Here is a 16,336-nt window from a genome sequence, read left to right as displayed (position 1 = left end):
GGCGGGGAACCCCGGGCGGCCCGGCCGGACGCGCCAGGTTTGGCCGAACCACTTGGCCGGCACGCGGCGGCTGCCTCACGGGCGACGGCCGATGCCGCATTCAAACCGGTAGATGTTAATGCGGCCACCGCCCGCGAGCTCGAAACCCTGCCCGGCTTCTCGCGTGCGCTTGCCAAGAAGGCCGTCCAGGTCAGGGAAAAGCGCGGCGGGTTCACCTCTGAACAGGACTTCGCCGCCGCTCTGGACCTGCCCCCGCACATCTTCCAGCGGCTGCGCGGCCGCATCGCCTGCCGGCGCCTGCCGCAGGCACCGCCGTCGTTCGGACGCGTAGTGGATTACTGACGCGGTACCCGGGCAGGCCCGGGTACCGCCTGGCACGTCCGACACGGACCAAGGCGCCAGTGCTCGGGGCAACCTCCGGGACCCCGGCAGCATTTGGCGCTCCGTTAGTCAGCACTCTGCGCGCTCGGGGCCGACACCGCGGACTGCGCCGAGACCGGCGAGGGCGCGCTCTGGGCCGAGACCGGCGACGGTGCGCTCTGGGCCGAGACCGGCGAGGGCGCGCTCTGGGCCGAGACCGGGCTGGCGGGTGACTGCGCCGAGACCGGCGACGGCGCGCTCTGTACCGAGACCGGGCTGGCCGGGCTCTCGGCCGTAGCGGCGGAGGCCGCTGTCTTCACATCCTGCCGGTCCAGATTCACCGCAGCCGGGGACACGCTGCTGCTAACGACAGGGGCAACAGCCGGTGCTTCCGGCGCCTGGACGATGCCCGGGCCCAGATCCTGGCTTCCAAACCCGGAGTCCGCGACGGCGGCACCGGCACCGATTGCCATGATGCCAAGAGTTCCGGTTGCGATCCACAGAGTGCGCTTGTTCATGTTGATGCCTTTCATCCTGCGCTGAGGTGCTGATGAATCAACAATGCACGCCGACCGTGAGACGTTCAGGAGAACTTCATGAGAACGTTCTCATCTGCCGCCCGCGACTAAAGTATCCATAGCTACTCCCTGGAAGGCCACGAATGACGCAGACCGCTCACCTGCCCACCGGCGACCAAATCGTGCAGGAACTCCCCTGGCGCTGGCGGGTGCAGGGCAAGATCTTCCTGCTTGGCGGCCTCGGCTTCATGTTCGACGCGTGGGACGTCACGCTCAACGGCGTCCTGATCCCGCTGCTGTCTGACCACTGGGACCTCGTTCCGGCACAGGCCGCGTGGATCGGCACCGCGAACCTCATCGGCATGGCCCTGGGCGCCTTCATCTGGGGATCGATTGCCGACATCATCGGCCGCAAGACGGCGTTCACTGCCACGCTGCTGGTCTTCTCGCTCTTCACGGTCCTCGGAGCCTTCGCCCCGGACCTTGTTTGGTTCTGCGTTTTCCGGTTCATTGCGGGCTTCGGACTTGGCGGCTGTGTCCCCGTGGACTATGCATTGGTCGGCGAATTCACGCCGCGGCGGCTTCGCGGGCGGGTCCTCACTGCCATGGACGGATGGTGGCCTGTCGGGGCCGCGCTCTGCGGCGTCGTCTCGGCCCTCATCATGGCCACCGTGGCCGATTGGCGATTCACCATGCTGATCATGGTTTTGCCTGCGCTGCTGGTGTTCTGGGTCCGCCGGTCGGTGCCCGAATCCCCGCTCTATCTGGTCAGCCGGGGCCGCACGGCGGAGGCCGAGCAGGTCATCAACAGCATGATCGAGCGAACCGGCGCAACCGTTCGCGAATGGCGGCTGCCTGAACCGAGCGAGGCGCCGCGCCTGTCGGCCGTCAACGTCCTGGCGCAGTTCCGCGCGGTCTGGAAATTCAACTGGAAAATTACGACGGCGGCGTGGGCCTTGTTCTTCAGCATCCTGCTGGTCTACTACCTTGCCCTGACCTGGATGCCGATCATCCTCATCGACGCCGGGTTCGCCGCAGCGCGGGCCTTCCTGACCACGGCGGGCATGGCCGCCGTGGGCCTGGTGGGCGTCATCATCGCCGCCTACTTCGTCGAGAAGACCGGGCGCAAGTGGATCCTCGCCATCACCGCGCCGTTGTCCGCACTGACGCTGGTCGTCGTCGCGCTTCTGATCGATGTCCCCGCGGCGGTGGTGGCTCTGCTGCTGGCCTACGGCATGATCGTGCAGATTGCCATCCCCGTGCTGTACACCTACGTCTCCGAGCTCTATCCTACGGAGCTGCGCGGGTCGGGCTTCGGCTGGGCATCGACGTTCTCCCGCGTCGGCGCGGGCTTCGGCCCACTCATCTTCGCCTCGGTCATGTGGCCCTACCTCGGGCTGGCCTGGTCCTTCGCCATCGCCGGAGTCCTGGTGCTGCTCGCCGTGTTGTGGATGGGGCGCTTCTCCCCCGAGACCAAGGGCGCCGAACTTCTCTAGTGCAAAGCCCCCGCCCCGCCCCGCAGACGGCAGTGCGCCCTTCCGCCATCAGGCGGAAGGGCGCACGTGGCCAGGATCCGACCGGGGTTTACTCCGGGATCTCGGCGTCCGGCGTCTCTTCGACCGACACCATCGACCACGCGCCGTCGGCATAGTTGGCAGTCACCGTCAGAATGGTTCCGTCCGAATCCCATTCCTTGGTCTCGACGGTCTGGCCGTCCTTGTCCAGGGTGGTGCTGGCATCCTCCATGAACGGAACCACTGCGCTCAGGTTGCCTTCGTCGTCCTTGGCCTTATCCAACGCCACAACGTTCAGCGCCTTCGGCTGGCCGCCGGCAATCCAGCCGCCGTCCGCGTAAACAGCCTCGAGGGCGTCAGCCTCTTCCATGCAGCCTGTGCAATCCGCGGCGACTGCACGCATCAGATCTGCGTCACCGGTCTGGACCGCGTAATTCTTGGCGTCAAAGTAGTAGTACGTGAAGGAAGCCAGGCCTTCGGCCGTATCCTCGGCCATCCGGTCGTTCTTCTCCGGAGTCCGCACATTCTGCGCCGGCGCTTCGGTGGTAGCTGCTACCGGTTTGTTGCTGTCGGCCGGCTTGTCGGCACCGGCTTCGCTGCCACAGCCGACAAGTGCAATCGCCGCCACGGCCATCACGGCGCCGGACATCATCAACTTCTTCATGCTCTCCCCTGGAATAACGGTATGCGAGGGCCGACTGCCGCTCGTCTCGGTGGCGTCAGCACCGTCACATACCCTATCGGCGGGCAGACCGGAAAAGTCTGAAAAAAGTGCTTCAAGTGCTGCATATCACAGCACCGAATGGCTTCTGGCTAACAGCCCGCACCCTCGGGATTCTCAAGGCAATTATCTGCGTAGTTATTGACCACCGATCGCCAGACACTGATCGTTGCAGAAGGAGCCGTAAAGGAGCCAGTTGCGGGAATTGGGATGGCTGGACCGCCGTTCACGCTGTACGTGCCCCGGAAAGTCGTGGTCAAAGAAATCCGAAAATCGCCGGTCTCACGGTAAGTATGGCTAGTAGGCGTCTCACCGCCCCACTGCTCCTTGGGCAATGGTCCCCCCGGATTTGGAGTTGGACCAAGACGAGCGCCGTCACCATAGTCCCAGGTGAACTCAATCGGCACTGCATGTATAGCTACATCTTGCCCCAACAAGACGATGCGATGATCCTGCTCGCTCGCAGTGGCATAAACGTTAGTGTGGGCACCAACCAAGGTATGAGGACTCGGTTGGATCGTTATCCTTCCAGCGTCCACCGGGAGAGTGCGAAATTGCTCAACTATCCTGCTGGCGATTTGTTCGAGAACGTCGTCCGGATTAGAGGAATAGATGCATCCAAACTCTGGCAAGTTCGTCCATCCGAGTGAAGGAGCAGCAAGGCTCCGCCACGACCATACGACCGCCGTCCCATCTTCACCATCTTCGCAGGAGGGCACACCCGGTAAGCATCCTCTATCAATGTCATCGCCTTCATGGCAAGCCAGTTCGAACCGAAAATCCTTCGATGGTTCTCCAACTGCGGGGTAAATGCCCCACAGTTCCGTCCCGGGCAACTTTTGATAGACGCCTATGGCGATCCCTTCGTCATCGAATCTGCCGGTGCCTGGAAGATCGGAAGCCGTTACAGACGTAGCACTTAGAAGGGAAAGTAATATCGACAGCGGTCCGAGGATCCAAACGCGAAGCATCATGAGTTCAATTCCGAACTTATTCAGCTGGCTCGATAACGCCGACATCAACCACAGTCCATGCACCCTTTTCAAAGACGGCCATAAACAAATCAATCGAGCCGCTTGACGCCTGCTCATTTTCGTGGAGCTGGCCTGAAGAGTAATAAGATAAGCGATCGTAATTGACTTGCACCGGCAATTGATAGACCGCGTTCGGATCGACCGCGATTTCATCTCCGAAACCAGTCGCTTGCACTGCACCTCCAACGAGCCACCTACCATCGGCATGCCAGTCTTCGATCACTTTCATGGCTTTCTGACACCGTGAGCAATCGCTCGATGTGATACGTCGCATTTCTTCGGTATCACCCGACTCGTAGGCATAGCTCAGCAAGTCGTACCAATAGCCGGCGAACGCCTTCAGCCCTTCTTCGGTCCCCTCCGAGGCGGCTTTCGGGAGTTTTGGCACCGGCACATTTTCCGCGGGGCCTTCCTCGGTTGCAGGTTTGTAGGCCGACGCGGTTGACGGGGTTGGAACCGGCGGCGGAGTCTCACTGGCTGGAGTCGATGTATCGGTTTCCCGCGGAGCGGAGGGCTCTGCGCCGGCTGAGCCGGTGCAGCCTGAAAGGGCGAGGGCAGCCGCTGCGAGGAGCGGGGCAAGGACTCGGGCAGCGCGCGTTGCTGCTGAGAGTGGTAGCTGCTGGCTCACTCAGACCCCCGGTGCTGGTCGGCTAGACGCTAGGTGCGTGCCAGTCTAGCCAGACGCCTCAGCGGATGCGGAGGTTTTCCACAGGTTTGGTCTGCGGCACGTAGAAACGTCAGCCGTCCCTTGACAACGCTCTCCCTATCCACGTTGTTGGCAGGGAAACCGCGCCCGAGAACCCCGATGAGGCACCGACGTCGTTGTTGAGCCGAGGCTAGGCGAAGTTGGCGAGGGTTTTCACCAGAAGCTGGCGTTCCTCCACCTTGATCCGTTCGTGGAGGGATTCTTCGGTGTCGTCGTCGAGCACCGGCACCGCGGCCTGGGCGAGAATGGGTCCCGTATCGACCCCGGAATCGACCAGATGTACAGTCACGCCGGTGATCTTGACCCCGTGCGCAAGGGCATCACGCACCCCGTGGGCGCCGGGGAACGAGGGCAAGAGCGCCGGATGGGTATTGAGCAGCCGGCCCTCGAAGCGGGCGACAAATACGGCGTCAAGGATGCGCATGAACCCTGCCAGCAGGACCACGTCGGGTTGGAAGGCGGCGGTGGCTTGTTCCAACGCCCGGTTCCATTCCGGCCGGGCGGCGAAGTCCTCGGGAGCAACGGTATACGTCTCAATCCCGGCAGCGGCGGCACGTTCCAGGCCGCGGCAACCGGGCACGTCGCTGCCCACGGCAACGATCTCGGCGTTCAGGCGGCCGTCGCCGATAGCGTCGATGACGGCTTGAAGATTGGTGCCGGAGCCGGAAACGAGGACCACAATGCGCATGGAAGCAACTTTATGCGTCCCTCTCGCCTAGGCTTAAACCCATGTTGCAGAACACGCGCCCGGCGCCGACCGAGGAACAGACCAAGTCGGCGGGGCTCTTTATCCGTGTGCTGCTGCTGCTACTGGCTTCCACGTTCCTGGCGACCGCGCTCCCGCTCCCCTGGAAGGCCGTGGCTCCCGCGCTTGCCGTAGCCAGCATCGTGGTGGCCGTGATCGGACTCGTCAAAGCGGTGCGCGCCGGCCTGCCGGGCTCGCTCCGGCTTACCTATGTACTGGGTGTCGGTGCTGGCGGCTTTTTCCTGCTGACCACGCTGGCGCAGGTGCTTTTCTGGCCGCTGACGGCCGAGTTCGAGGCCTGCAACCAGATGGCCGTTACGCAGTCAGCCCGCGAAGAATGCCTGGCCGCCTATGAAGACGAGCTGCTGAACCTGAACGATCTGCTGAGGCCGTAGGTTACTTCCGGCTGCGGGACTTGGCCGGCTCGCGCTCCAGCCAAGGGGCCACCGCATAGCCCAGCATCGTGCCGACGGCGACTTCGCCCGCCACCCAGAGGGCGGTCGAGATCGGATCGGGTCCGATCTCCGTCAACCGTCCGATCCCCAGCGAACCGTTGGACAGCCACACCAACCCGGCGGTCGCGGCCCCGGCGACAGCACCGACGAACAGGCCCAGGATCACGGTGGAGCCGGGTGCGGTGAACCAGCGGGCTTGGATCTTGATGGAGAGCCACTCGTCGAAATGGTTCTCGCCCTCGCGCAGGAACCACCATCCGGCCAGCACCCCCGCAAGCACGGGCAAGGCCAGGGCCGCGAGGCCATAGGACAGCTCCCCCGTCGGCAGCGCCCCCAGCACCGGGAACGCGGGCATCGGGCCCACCGTGGTGGCCAGCGGACCGATTGAACTGCCCGAGCCGATAGCAAAGCCGGCCCCCGAGGACCATGCCAGCGTCCACACCACGAGGTTCGGGACCAGCCCAAGCTGCGCCACCGTGAGCACTGCGCCGCCGATAATGCCCGCGCCGAGCTGTTCGTAAATCTCCACGATTTCGGCCCAGTGCAGGCCGAGATCCACGGCGAGCAGCAAGGCCGAAAGTGACACCGCGGCCGTCACCGCCAGCAGCCCCGCGCGGACCGCCGCCCAAACGTAAGATCCAGCCCAGCGTGAGTGCTGGCTGGTGCGGGCGACCCAGGCTGCGGCATCCACGCCGATCAAGCGCCCCCACGATCCGGCCTCCCGGTACGCGCCGACGATCAGCCCGGCACCGGCGGGCAGCAGCGGGATGAGCGCGCCGGCCACAGTGGAAATATCCACTTCGTCGGTGCGCACCATGTAGGCGGTTGCGGCTCCCGCCGCCGCGTACGTTCCCAGCGCGCCGCCCAGCGCCTGCCACAGTTGGTCGGTGTACGAGGCCCTCGCCAGGCGCCGTCCGGCGCGCCAGGAGAGGAAGAACGGAACGAGCATGAGTCCCAGCGGCACCAGAGATAACGTGCCGCGCAGGGTTTCCGCCGAACTGGAGCCGGTCTGGATGGCCAGTTCCAGCGGGACGCCGTGGATCAGCAGCCATGCCTGGCCTCCGAGCCGCGCCAGCGAATCGAAGCTGCGGTCGTCGAAGCCGTCCGCGAACCACACACCTACCAGCGGCAGCAGCACCAGGATGGCCGAGAGCAGGGCGCACTGAAAGAACTCGAAGACACCCTGCAGCCACAGGGGCATCGGCAGTCCGGCCTGGCCTTCCGGTCGCGACGTGAGTTTCATTGCTTCTATCGTGCCAGCCCGGCTGCCCCTGTCCGTTCAGCGACTCGGTGCCGTGGCAATTGGCACACCGCGCGCTCGAGCGGACCCTGCCGACGCAGCGGGTGCCGGGCTGGGCTTTGGCAGCGGGTTCGAGTCGCTGCAGTTTCCCGCGCTTGTTGCTGGAGCACCAGCTCACGAGACGCTAGTGTGGGGCACCCCGAAGCAGAGGAGAGCCCGTGGGCAAGGTGGTCATGTACAGCTCGGTGTCGGTGGATGGCTTCGTCGCGGACGAGGATGACCAGCCCGGACCGCTGTTCGACTGGTTGTCCAACGGTGACGTCCCGTTGGACGAGAGTGGCGAGTTAAAGGTGTCGCAGACGTCCTACGACTACACCCGGCCGTACTGGGACCAGATCGGGGTGACGCTGGTCGGCCGCCACGTCTTCGACCTGACGGACGGCTGGGACGGGAAGCCTCCGAGCGGGGTCGACCACGTGGTCGTCGTGACGCACCGGCCGGAGCCCGAGGGCTGGGACCCCGAGGCGCCGTTTCACTTCGTCGACGGTGTCGAGGCAGCCATGGTCAAGGCGCAAGAGCTTGCAGGAAACCGCGTCGTCGAGGTCGCCGCCGGTGACGTCGGTGGCCAGATGCTTGCCGCGGGCCTGGTCGACGAGGTGCGCATGGACGTCGTACCCGTCGTATTCGGGTCCGGCAAGCGCTACTTCGGGTCGGTCCACGCACAGCACCTGCTGGAGGATCCCGACGTAGTGATTCAGGGCAACCGGGTGCTTCACGTGCGCTATCAAGTGCGCCGCTGATGGGCCTCAACGCCTCTGACCTCGCAGCCACGCTCCCACCGGCGCGCCGCTCTCCCCCACCGCAACTCGGAACGGCCCGCTTTGTCCGGGAAACTCATACTGCTTCGAGAGTCGGGCTCAACAATGGAATGGGCGGCCGGATGACATTGACATCAATCCGGCCGCCCCGCAGGCGGATATTTGCTCAACGAAAATTCAACGCAGGAAACCAAATTCCGCGGACTCTTTCCGTGGCTCCGCCAGTCTGCAAGAACCGTGTTTCAACGATTCTTTCGGCATCGGCATTCCGTACGCCTCTAGACCGCAGCACCGCAAGGGCTGTCGATTTGAGGGACGGTGTAGGTTACCGGTGTGTTAGCGCTTGCGCCGCTTGGGAACGGTTTCGTTCTCCAGGACCGCCTTTTCGCGCTTTTCGGCACGCTTTTCTTTGATGCTTCTGCCTTGTTTCTTGGCACTCTCGCGTGACGGCGTTTTACCTGACATTCGTGCTCCTCTTTCTCAAGCGGGATGTCTTGCTAAAGACCATACCCGCTTTGGGAAATAAAGCCAGCCCCCTATTCCTGCTCCCCGGAATACCGGAAAAGGCCCGGATTCAGGCCATCAAGTCCGCCAGCCCCTTGGCCAATGCACCCGCAGCTCCCAGAAAGGCAAGCACGACTACTGCGGTCCTGGCGTGCTCGTCCCGCAGCCGCCGTCCGAGCCGTTCGCCGGCAACGATGCCCATGATGATCGAAAGCACAATCACCGCCCACATCCACCAGTCCAACTGCGGCACGCTGCCCGGGTCCACCGCCAGCTTCGCGCCCACGGTGATGATGCACAGCTGCAGGAAGAATGGCTGCAGCGTCGCAGCGAACCGGCGCGGCGGCCAGTGGGACAGAATGGCGTACGCGCTGACGGTGGGGCCACCCACGCCGGCGAGCGCGTTGGTCAGCCCGGAGCCGAAACCCGCGAGCACCTTGGGCAGCTGCCCGGAAACGGTGACTTCGGCACGGCCCAACACCACCGCCACGGCCAGCCCCGCCATCACCACCCCGCCCACCACGGCGGAGAGCACAGCAGGCGTGACCTGCACCGCTAACCAGGAACCCAAAACCGTGCCGGCGGCGGCCGGGACGGACAACCACAGCAGCAGGTTCCAGTCAATCTCCTGCCAGACCCGGGGCACGATCAGCCCGCAGGAGACGACGGCGCAGATGTTGATCATCATGATGCCCTCGTGCGGCCCGAGCAGGATCGCCAGGATCGGCGCGACCAGCAGCGCGAACCCGATGCCCGCGATGCGCTGGGCCACCGAACCGAAGAAGATTGCGCCGGTGATCAGCGCCAGGAGTCCCATGGTCACCCGACCACCCTCCCAGAGTGGAGTTAGGCAGCCGTTCACCGACACGATCACACGTGCTTGCCTGCCGGCCGCCGGCCGCGGGCAGGCTGGGCGGTGTGAGGATAGCTATCGTTGCCGAATCGTTCCTTCCGCACATGAACGGGGTCACCCAGTCGCTGTTGCAGGTCATCGCCCACCTGCGCCGCCGCGGCGACGACGTCCTGGTGATCGCACCGGCGTCGTCCTGGCTGGAGGACACCGCCCCGGCCACGGTGGAGGGCTACCCGGTCCACCGCCTGCCGTCCATTCCGCTGCGCGGTTATCCCAACGTGCGGGTGGCGGCCGGAACCGTGGCTCGCCTCCGCCGGGTGCTGGCGGACTTCGGTCCGGACGTGGTCCACGTGGCGTCGCCCTTCATCCTGGGCTGGCGTGCGGTGCAGGCCGCAAAGCAGCTCGGCTTGCCCACGGTCTCCGTCTACCAGACCGAGGTGCCCGCCTACGCGGCCCGCTACGGCGCGCCCTGGCTGCAGGAGCTGCTGTGGCAGCGGGTGGAGAACATTCACAAGGCCTCCACCCTGACCCTGGCGCCGTCGTCGTTCGCCATGGAGCAGTTGCGCGGCCGCGGCATCCGCGTCCACCTGTGGCGCCGCGGCGTGGACACCAGCCGTTTCCATCCGGATAAGCACGACGCCGGCTGGCGGGCGTCCGTGGCGCCGCGCGGCGAACGGATCATCGGCTATGTGGGCCGCCTGGCGGCGGAAAAGCAGGTGGAGGACCTGGCCGTGCTGGCCGACCTACCCGGCACGCGGCTGGTGGTGGTCGGCTCGGGTCCGCTGAAGGAGGAGCTGCAGGAGAGGCTGCCCGGCGCCCACTTCGCCGGTTTCCAGGGCGGCGAAGACCTGGCCCGGCATGTGGCTTCCTTCGACCTCTTTGTCCACCCCGGCGAATCCGAAACGTTCTGCCAAACCATCCAGGAGGCCATGGCCAGCGGCGTGCCCGTCGTCGCTGTGGGCCGCGGCGGCCCGGTGGACCTGGTCGATCCCTCGCGGACCGGCTGGATCTACGAGCCCGGGAGGCTTGACCAACTGCGCGGGTACGTCCAGGATTTGGTGGGCGACGACACCAAGCGCCGCGCGCTGGGCAGGGCCGCCTTCGACTCGGTGCAGGGCCGCACCTGGCCGGTGCTCTGCGAGCAGCTGGTGGACTATTACCGGCTGGCCATCCGGGTCAAGCGCCGCGCCCTTAACCTCGAAGCCCGCGGCGTGCTCGGCTTTCTCACCGGGTGAAAGCTTCAGCCCGGCCCGGACCGGTGGACCCCCTCCCTGCCTCGACTAGGATGTGGCCATGCCAACAGAAACCGGTTCCGTCCCGCCCGACAGCGGCTCCTCCCTGCGACAGGAGCAGCGCGTGCCGACCGGACAGGAGCAGCGCGCTTCGGCCGGGCAGTCCGTGCCGGAGCGGCTGGCCGAGCAGTTCAAGTCCCTGGGTGTCGCCCGGACCTACGGAGAACCGCTGCAGGTGGGCGGCGACACCGTGGTGCCCGTGGCCATGGTCCAGTACGGATTCGGCGGCGGCGACTCCGGGGGAGCTGCCGGCGGAGGCGGCGGCGGGATGGCTGTTCCGCTCGGCGCCTACATCGGCAACGGCACCGGACCCGCCACGTTCCGGCCGAACACGGTTGCGTTGTTCACCGTGCTGATCCCCCTGGTCTGGATCACCGGGCGGGCCCTGGCCCGCGTGGTCCGGGCCGCCAAGAAGTAGGCAGCGCCGGCCAGGGAGAACGGCGCGGAAGCCGGTGCAGGCCGCGAGAACCGTGCCCGGCAAGCTTCCCTCCGAGAGCCCGCTCCCGCCTTGGCGGACCCTGCGTCGGGGCCCTAGCGGACACTGTAGCGGGACCGTAGGCTCGAACATGACAGCCACCTACCGGAGAAGGACAGTCCCGATGAAACTGAGCCATATTCCCCTGCGCCTTTCCACCGGCGCGTTCATCCTCAACTCCGGTCTGGGCAAGCGGAACCTGGACCGAGACAGTGCCGCGGCGATGCAGGAAATGGGCAGCCGCGCGATCCCCCAGTTAAAGGAAATGGAGCCCGAGAAGTTCGGCAAGCTGCTCGCGTACGGCGAGACCGCCCTCGGCGCGGCCCTGCTGCTGCCGTTCGTGCCCAGCCGGCTGGCCGGCCTGGGGCTGGCCGCATTCTCCGGTTCGCTGCTGGCCATGTACTTCAACACCCCCCACATGACCACCGAAGGCGGCGTCCGCCCCAGCTCCGAGGGCACCCCCGTGGCCAAGGACGTCTGGCTGCTCGGGATCGCGCTGGCGCTGATCCTGGACACCAAGGACAAGAAGCCGAAGGTCCTCACCACCCTGTAACTTCCGCGGCGCAGGACGACGGCGGAGCGTCCCCTCCGCCGTCGTCCTCGCCCGTCCACAGCGCCAGCGGCAGGTGCCGGACGCCGGTTCCAGCGTGAGATGATGGAAGCCATGGCCGCTCTCACTTTTCCGCTGGTTGACGTCAGCGAAATCATCCGGTTGGTGGGCGGCGCCGCCTTTGCGCGCGGCAAGATCTACGCCTCCGACGGCTCCGTTGCAGAGCCCGTCTGGGATCCCTCCGTCCGGCTGCTGACCGCCAAGGTCATTGGCACCGCCGCCCTGCCGTACCGCTGCCGGATCTACCTGGAAACCGGCAAGAGCGGGCAGTGGCGCCCGGCATCGTCCTCCTGCAGTTGCCCGGTGGGCGACGACTGCAAGCACGTGGCCGCGGTGCTCTTGGCCAGCAACAGCCAGCACGTCATCTCCAGCCAGGCCTTCGCGCGCGAGCCGGAACCGGCACCGGCTGGCTGGCAGGACTCGTTGGAGGGGCTGATCGGCGGAACGCCGGACCCCGCCCGGCAGGATACCGGCAAGCCGTCGAAGGCCAAGGCGAAAAGTACGTCTCCGCTCGGACTGCAGTTCGACCTCCTGGAACCCGGGCGCCGGCAGGACCGCCAGTACCGGCCCTCGGGCCTCTCCCTGCCGCAGGCCTCCGCGCCGGGCCCGAACTGGACGCGCAAGGCCGGGAACCGGCTGCGCGTCGGGGTCCGTCCGGTGCTGCAGAACGAGACCGGGCGATGGATCCGCAGCAAGCTGCGCTGGAACACCATCAGCTACAAGACCTACGGCCTGCCGCTGGACCCCGAACAGCACCGCTGGTTCAGCCAGTTCGCGCCGCTGCACCGGGCCACCGGCCTCACCTACTTCGGCGAAGACAACGACTGGCTCTTCCTCGACGAGTTCAGCAGCCCGCTCTTGTGGGAACTCTTCGCCGAGGCCAAGCGGCTGGGCATCGCCCTGATCGGCGCCAAGGCCGACACCGTCGTCGAGGTCCTGGAACAGGCCGTGATCGGTCTGGACGCCCACCGCGACGAACCGGCCGACGCTTCCGCTGACGCCGCCACCCCGGAAGCCGCGACGGAAGCCCGCGCGGCCGAAGCCGCGGCGGAAGCCCCCACCCCGGAAACAGGCGGGGAGACCGGGCCGGCGACCGGCGACCTGGTCCTCACGCCGTCGCTGCGGATTGACGGGCGCGAACTGCCCACCGAGACGGCGGGCATCGTCGGCACGCACGGCGTCTACCACTACGCCGTCGACGGACAGACCGTCATCACGCTGGCCCCGACCGGGCATCCGGTGACCGACCAGGAAGCGAACCTGCTGCTCTCCGGCACCCCCCTGAAGGTGCCGGCCGCCGACGTCGAGCAGTTCATGGAGCGCTACTACCCCGTGCTCAGCCAGCGCATCGCCGTCGTCAGCAGCGACGGTTCGGTGAGCTTCCCGGAGATCGTCCCCCCGGAGCTCGTGCTGACCGCCTCCTACCGAAAAGGCAACGTGCTGCAGCTCGGCTGGCACCTCGAGTACCGCCACGGGGACAAGCCGCTGCGCCTGCCGGTCGACGAGCAGCCCGACGGCAGCCACTACCGCGATCTGTCGGCCGAGCAGGACCTGCTGGAGGCGGCCGAGGCGGTGCCGGGCGTGGGCACGACGGCGGCGCGCACCCTCCGGGACATGGCCACCGTGGATTTCACCCGCTACGCGCTTCCGGCGCTCGAACAGCTCGACGGCGTGCGCGTGGATATTGTCGGCGACAAGCCCGACTACCAGGAACTCACCGAGGCACCCGAGCTGACCATCAGCACGGTGGAGACCGACGAGAGCGACTGGTTCGACCTGGGCGTCATGGTCCGCGTGGCCGGCCGCGCCGTCCCGTTCGGGAACATCTTCAAGGCCCTGGCCCGCGGCCAGACGCGGCTGTTGCTGGTGGACAAGTCCTACCTGTCGCTGGAGCAGCCGGTCTTCGACCGGCTCCGCCAGCTCGTGGACGAAGCCCGCCACATGCAGGACCGGGAATCGGGCGAACAGCTGCAGATCAGCCGCTACCAGGCGTCCCTCTGGGAGGACCTTGAGGAAGTCGCCACCGAAACGGTGCAGGCGCGTACCTGGCGCGAATCGGTGCAGGGGCTGCTGGAACTGGAAACAGTTGAGCAGACCCCGCTGCCGGCCGGCCTGCACGCCGACCTCCGCCCCTACCAGGCCGAAGGCTTCAACTGGCTCGCCTTCCTCTGGCGGCACCGGTTGGGCGGCGTGCTGGCGGACGACATGGGACTGGGCAAGACGCTGCAGACCCTGGCCCTGCTGCTGCATGCCAAACAGCAGGGCGACCCGGCCACTGCCCGGCCGTTCCTGGTCGTGGCACCCACCTCGGTGGTGTCCAACTGGGTCAACGAGAGCCGGCGCTTCGCCCCCGACCTCCGGGTCGAGAGCATCACCGACACCCAGGGCCGCGGCCGGCCGCTGTCCGAGATCGCGGCGGACACCGACGTCATCGTCACGTCCTACACGCTGTTCCGGCTGGATTTCGACACCTACAAGGAGATGGACTGGGCCGGGCTGATCCTGGATGAAGCCCAGTTCGTCAAGAACCGCGCCACCAAGGTCCATCAGTGCGCCCGCGATCTGCACGCGCCCTTCAAGATGGCGATCACCGGCACGCCCATGGAGAACAACCTCATGGAGCTCTGGTCCATCTTCTCCATTGTCGCGCCCGGCCTCTTCCCGTCCGCGGTCCGGTTTGTGGACCAGTACCAGCGGCCGATCGAACGCAGCCAGGACAAGGAGCTGCTGCAGAAACTGCGCCACCGGATCAAACCGCTGATGATGCGCCGCAGCAAGGAGGCCGTGGCCGACGACCTGCCCGAGAAGCAGGAGCAGATCCTGGAGGTGGAGCTGACGCCCAAGCACCGGCGGATCTACGACACGCACCTGCAGCGCGAGCGGCAGAAGGTGCTGCGGCTGGTCGAGGACATGGACAAGAACCGGTTCACGATTTTCCAGTCGCTGACCCTGTTGCGGCTCCTGAGCCTGGATCCCTCGCTGGTGGACCCGAAATACTCGTCGGTCCCCTCCAGCAAGCTGGGCGTCCTGTTCGAGCAACTCGAAGACGTCCTCGGCGAGGGGCATCGGGCGCTGATCTTCAGCCAGTTCACCAGCTACCTGAAGAAGACCGCCCAGCAGTTGGACGCGTCCGGCATCGAGTACTGCTATCTGGACGGCTCCACCCGCCGCCGCGCCGACGTCATCGACACGTTCAAGAACGGCAACGCGCCGGTGTTCCTGATCAGCCTCAAGGCCGGCGGCTTCGGCCTGAACCTCACCGAGGCCGACTACTGTTTCCTGCTGGACCCCTGGTGGAACCCGGCCACCGAGGCACAGGCAGTGGACCGCACGCACCGCATCGGCCAGACCAAGAACGTCATGGTCTACCGGATGGTGGCCCGCGGGACGATCGAAGAGAAGGTCATGGCCCTGAAGGAACGCAAGGCCAAACTGATCGCCTCGGTGCTCGAAGATGATGCGATGTTCTCCTCCAAACTCACTGCCACCGACATCCGCGGGCTGTTCGGCGAGTAGCCGGCACCGGCAGCACCTCAGTGCCTACTGCGTTTTGAGTGCCTCAGCGCCTACTGCGTCTTGATTTGCAGCAGCCGCCAGCCTTCGGGCACCTGCGCTTCGATCGCGGCCTTGGCTTCGGCATACGTGTCACCCTCGGCCGACAACTCCTTGGTTTCCACCGGCTGAATGATTCCCACAACTTTGACCACGGACTAAAGATATCCTCGCCCGCCCGTGCACCGCGGGATGCTGCTTGGTGCTTCCGCTCACGCCCTCCGGCCGGAGTGCGGCGCCAGCCGAGTACGCGCCGCCCGCTCACGCCGGCCCGGCCCTTCCCACCAAGCGCCGGGTCGCGCCGACCCGCCATGCGTTTCCTCCCCGGGCAGTCACCTGCCTCCGGCATGCCGGCGCCAGACCAGGTCCAGGCCCGCGTGGGCGCAGTCTATGTTCCAGTCCCTGTACCCCACGCCGAGCGCGTCCGGATGGTCGGAGGCGAACACCACCACCCCCGGGTAGTCCCGGATGAACTCCGCCAGCATGTCGATTCCCTGCCGGTCCAGATCGGCGTCGAGCCGGTTCAGGACCAGCAGCGGCGGATCGCCCAGCGAGGCCCTCGCCAGCATCAGCCGGGCCAGCTCGGAGGTGGTCAACGGTTCGCCGCCGCGCTTGAGCTGGGTCTCCTCGCCCCGCTCCAATTGCCTGATGCGGCCGGCGAGGCCGACGCGTTCCAGGGCCGCCGATCCGTCGTCCGGCGGGAGGTCGGGCCGGCGGTACCGCACGCTGCGGGCGATCGAGCCGCGCTCCACGTACATGCCCGCGGCGGCGTAGCCCACCAGTTTTCGGCGGGTGCGGCTGCCGCTTTCCAGCAGGTGCCGGCCGCCCACCATGGCCACCGCGTGCGGGTCGCTGCGGATCCCGACCAGTGTCTCCAGTGCCTTGGTCCCGGCCGCCGGATCGGCGGTACGGATTCGGATCCGCGCGCCAGCGCCGGCC

At 66.4% G+C, this 16,336-nt stretch carries 18 protein-coding genes; 8 read left to right on the top strand and 10 right to left on the bottom strand.

Going from position 1 to position 16,336, the window contains the following annotated elements; genetic code table 11:
- The coding region (locus AC5RUJ_RS03160; RefSeq protein ID WP_494155597.1) for a ComEA family DNA-binding protein at window positions 1-342 on the top strand (342 nt) is incomplete at its 5' end.
- Between the two features lie 104 nt (window positions 343-446).
- On the opposite strand, the gene AC5RUJ_RS03155 is transcribed toward AC5RUJ_RS03160, so the two are convergent.
- Window positions 447-878 carry a hypothetical protein gene (locus tag AC5RUJ_RS03155; RefSeq protein ID WP_494127987.1) on the bottom strand — a complete coding sequence of 144 codons (432 nt, stop codon included), beginning with the start codon at window positions 876-878 and terminating at the stop codon, window positions 447-449.
- Between the two features lie 143 nt (window positions 879-1,021).
- On the opposite strand from AC5RUJ_RS03155, the gene AC5RUJ_RS03150 reads away from it, so the two are divergent.
- Window positions 1,022-2,374: an MFS transporter gene (locus AC5RUJ_RS03150; protein WP_494127986.1), complete on the top strand. Its 1,353-nt coding sequence runs from the start codon at window positions 1,022-1,024 to the stop codon at window positions 2,372-2,374.
- 88 nt (window positions 2,375-2,462) lie between these two features.
- Here AC5RUJ_RS03150 and AC5RUJ_RS03145 read toward each other — a convergent pair whose 3' ends face one another.
- From AC5RUJ_RS03145 to purN, 4 genes are all read right to left on the bottom strand, one after another.
- Window positions 2,463-3,056 (bottom strand): DUF6318 family protein, encoded by a 594-nt coding sequence (locus tag AC5RUJ_RS03145; protein ID WP_494127985.1) that lies wholly within the window; start codon window positions 3,054-3,056, stop codon window positions 2,463-2,465.
- Between the two features lie 149 nt (window positions 3,057-3,205).
- Window positions 3,206-4,132 carry a PKD domain-containing protein gene (locus AC5RUJ_RS03140; protein WP_494155596.1) on the bottom strand — a complete coding sequence of 309 codons (927 nt, stop codon included), beginning with the start codon at window positions 4,130-4,132 and terminating at the stop codon, window positions 3,206-3,208.
- A complete protein-coding gene (locus AC5RUJ_RS03135) occupies window positions 4,104-4,535 on the bottom strand; it encodes a DUF6318 family protein (protein ID WP_494155595.1) in 432 nt (143 codons plus the stop codon). Before AC5RUJ_RS03135 ends, AC5RUJ_RS03140 begins: the two co-directional genes overlap by 29 nt.
- A gap of 448 nt (window positions 4,536-4,983) precedes the next feature.
- The gene (gene purN, locus AC5RUJ_RS03130) at window positions 4,984-5,541 is read right to left on the bottom strand and encodes a phosphoribosylglycinamide formyltransferase (RefSeq protein WP_494050183.1); all 558 of its coding nucleotides are present in this window, start codon (window positions 5,539-5,541) and stop codon (window positions 4,984-4,986) included.
- A gap of 41 nt (window positions 5,542-5,582) precedes the next feature.
- On the opposite strand from purN, the gene AC5RUJ_RS03125 reads away from it, so the two are divergent.
- On the top strand, window positions 5,583-5,993 hold the full coding sequence (locus AC5RUJ_RS03125; RefSeq protein ID WP_494001537.1) for a hypothetical protein: 411 nt from the start codon (window positions 5,583-5,585) through the stop codon (window positions 5,991-5,993).
- Between the two features lies 1 nt (window position 5,994).
- On the opposite strand, the gene AC5RUJ_RS03120 is transcribed toward AC5RUJ_RS03125, so the two are convergent.
- Window positions 5,995-7,296, bottom strand: a complete 1,302-nt coding sequence (locus AC5RUJ_RS03120; RefSeq protein WP_494127983.1) for a cell division protein PerM — start codon at window positions 7,294-7,296, stop codon at window positions 5,995-5,997.
- A 215-nt stretch (window positions 7,297-7,511) separates the two neighbouring features.
- On the opposite strand from AC5RUJ_RS03120, the gene AC5RUJ_RS03115 reads away from it, so the two are divergent.
- Window positions 7,512-8,093: a dihydrofolate reductase family protein gene (locus AC5RUJ_RS03115; protein WP_494073543.1), complete on the top strand. Its 582-nt coding sequence runs from the start codon at window positions 7,512-7,514 to the stop codon at window positions 8,091-8,093.
- A gap of 354 nt (window positions 8,094-8,447) precedes the next feature.
- Here AC5RUJ_RS03115 and AC5RUJ_RS03110 read toward each other — a convergent pair whose 3' ends face one another.
- Together AC5RUJ_RS03110 and AC5RUJ_RS03105 are read right to left on the bottom strand one after the other, a co-directional pair.
- Window positions 8,448-8,576 (bottom strand): hypothetical protein, encoded by a 129-nt coding sequence (locus AC5RUJ_RS03110; protein ID WP_493978854.1) that lies wholly within the window; start codon window positions 8,574-8,576, stop codon window positions 8,448-8,450.
- Between the two features lie 109 nt (window positions 8,577-8,685).
- The gene (locus tag AC5RUJ_RS03105; RefSeq protein WP_494001874.1) at window positions 8,686-9,432 is read right to left on the bottom strand and encodes a sulfite exporter TauE/SafE family protein; all 747 of its coding nucleotides are present in this window, start codon (window positions 9,430-9,432) and stop codon (window positions 8,686-8,688) included.
- A gap of 101 nt (window positions 9,433-9,533) precedes the next feature.
- Here AC5RUJ_RS03105 and AC5RUJ_RS03100 point away from each other — a divergent pair, with 101 nt between their 5' ends.
- The 4 genes from AC5RUJ_RS03100 (at window position 9,534) to AC5RUJ_RS03085 (ending at window position 15,361) form a co-directional block, all read left to right on the top strand.
- Window positions 9,534-10,703, top strand: coding sequence for a glycosyltransferase family 4 protein (locus AC5RUJ_RS03100; protein WP_494101347.1), 1,170 nt, complete (start codon window positions 9,534-9,536; stop codon window positions 10,701-10,703).
- 58 nt (window positions 10,704-10,761) lie between these two features.
- Window positions 10,762-11,178 carry a hypothetical protein gene (locus AC5RUJ_RS03095; protein WP_494014447.1) on the top strand — a complete coding sequence of 139 codons (417 nt, stop codon included), beginning with the start codon at window positions 10,762-10,764 and terminating at the stop codon, window positions 11,176-11,178.
- A 181-nt stretch (window positions 11,179-11,359) separates the two neighbouring features.
- Complete coding sequence (locus AC5RUJ_RS03090; RefSeq protein WP_494014448.1) at window positions 11,360-11,788, top strand: hypothetical protein; 429 nt, start codon at window positions 11,360-11,362, stop codon at window positions 11,786-11,788.
- A 111-nt stretch (window positions 11,789-11,899) separates the two neighbouring features.
- Complete coding sequence (locus tag AC5RUJ_RS03085; protein ID WP_494127982.1) at window positions 11,900-15,361, top strand: DEAD/DEAH box helicase; 3,462 nt, start codon at window positions 11,900-11,902, stop codon at window positions 15,359-15,361.
- A gap of 50 nt (window positions 15,362-15,411) precedes the next feature.
- On the opposite strand, the gene AC5RUJ_RS03080 is transcribed toward AC5RUJ_RS03085, so the two are convergent.
- Both AC5RUJ_RS03080 and AC5RUJ_RS03075 read right to left on the bottom strand, forming a co-directional pair.
- Window positions 15,412-15,552, bottom strand: coding sequence for a hypothetical protein (locus AC5RUJ_RS03080; protein WP_494001544.1), 141 nt, complete (start codon window positions 15,550-15,552; stop codon window positions 15,412-15,414).
- Between the two features lie 177 nt (window positions 15,553-15,729).
- Window positions 15,730-16,336 (bottom strand): P-loop NTPase family protein (locus AC5RUJ_RS03075; protein ID WP_494155594.1); only part of this gene is annotated, 607 nt, incomplete at its 5' end.

This window comes from Arthrobacter sp. Y3223164, from assembly GCF_059091005.1.
Note: the sequence above shows the minus strand (reverse complement) of the source record. Positions and strands in the feature narration are given on the sequence as shown.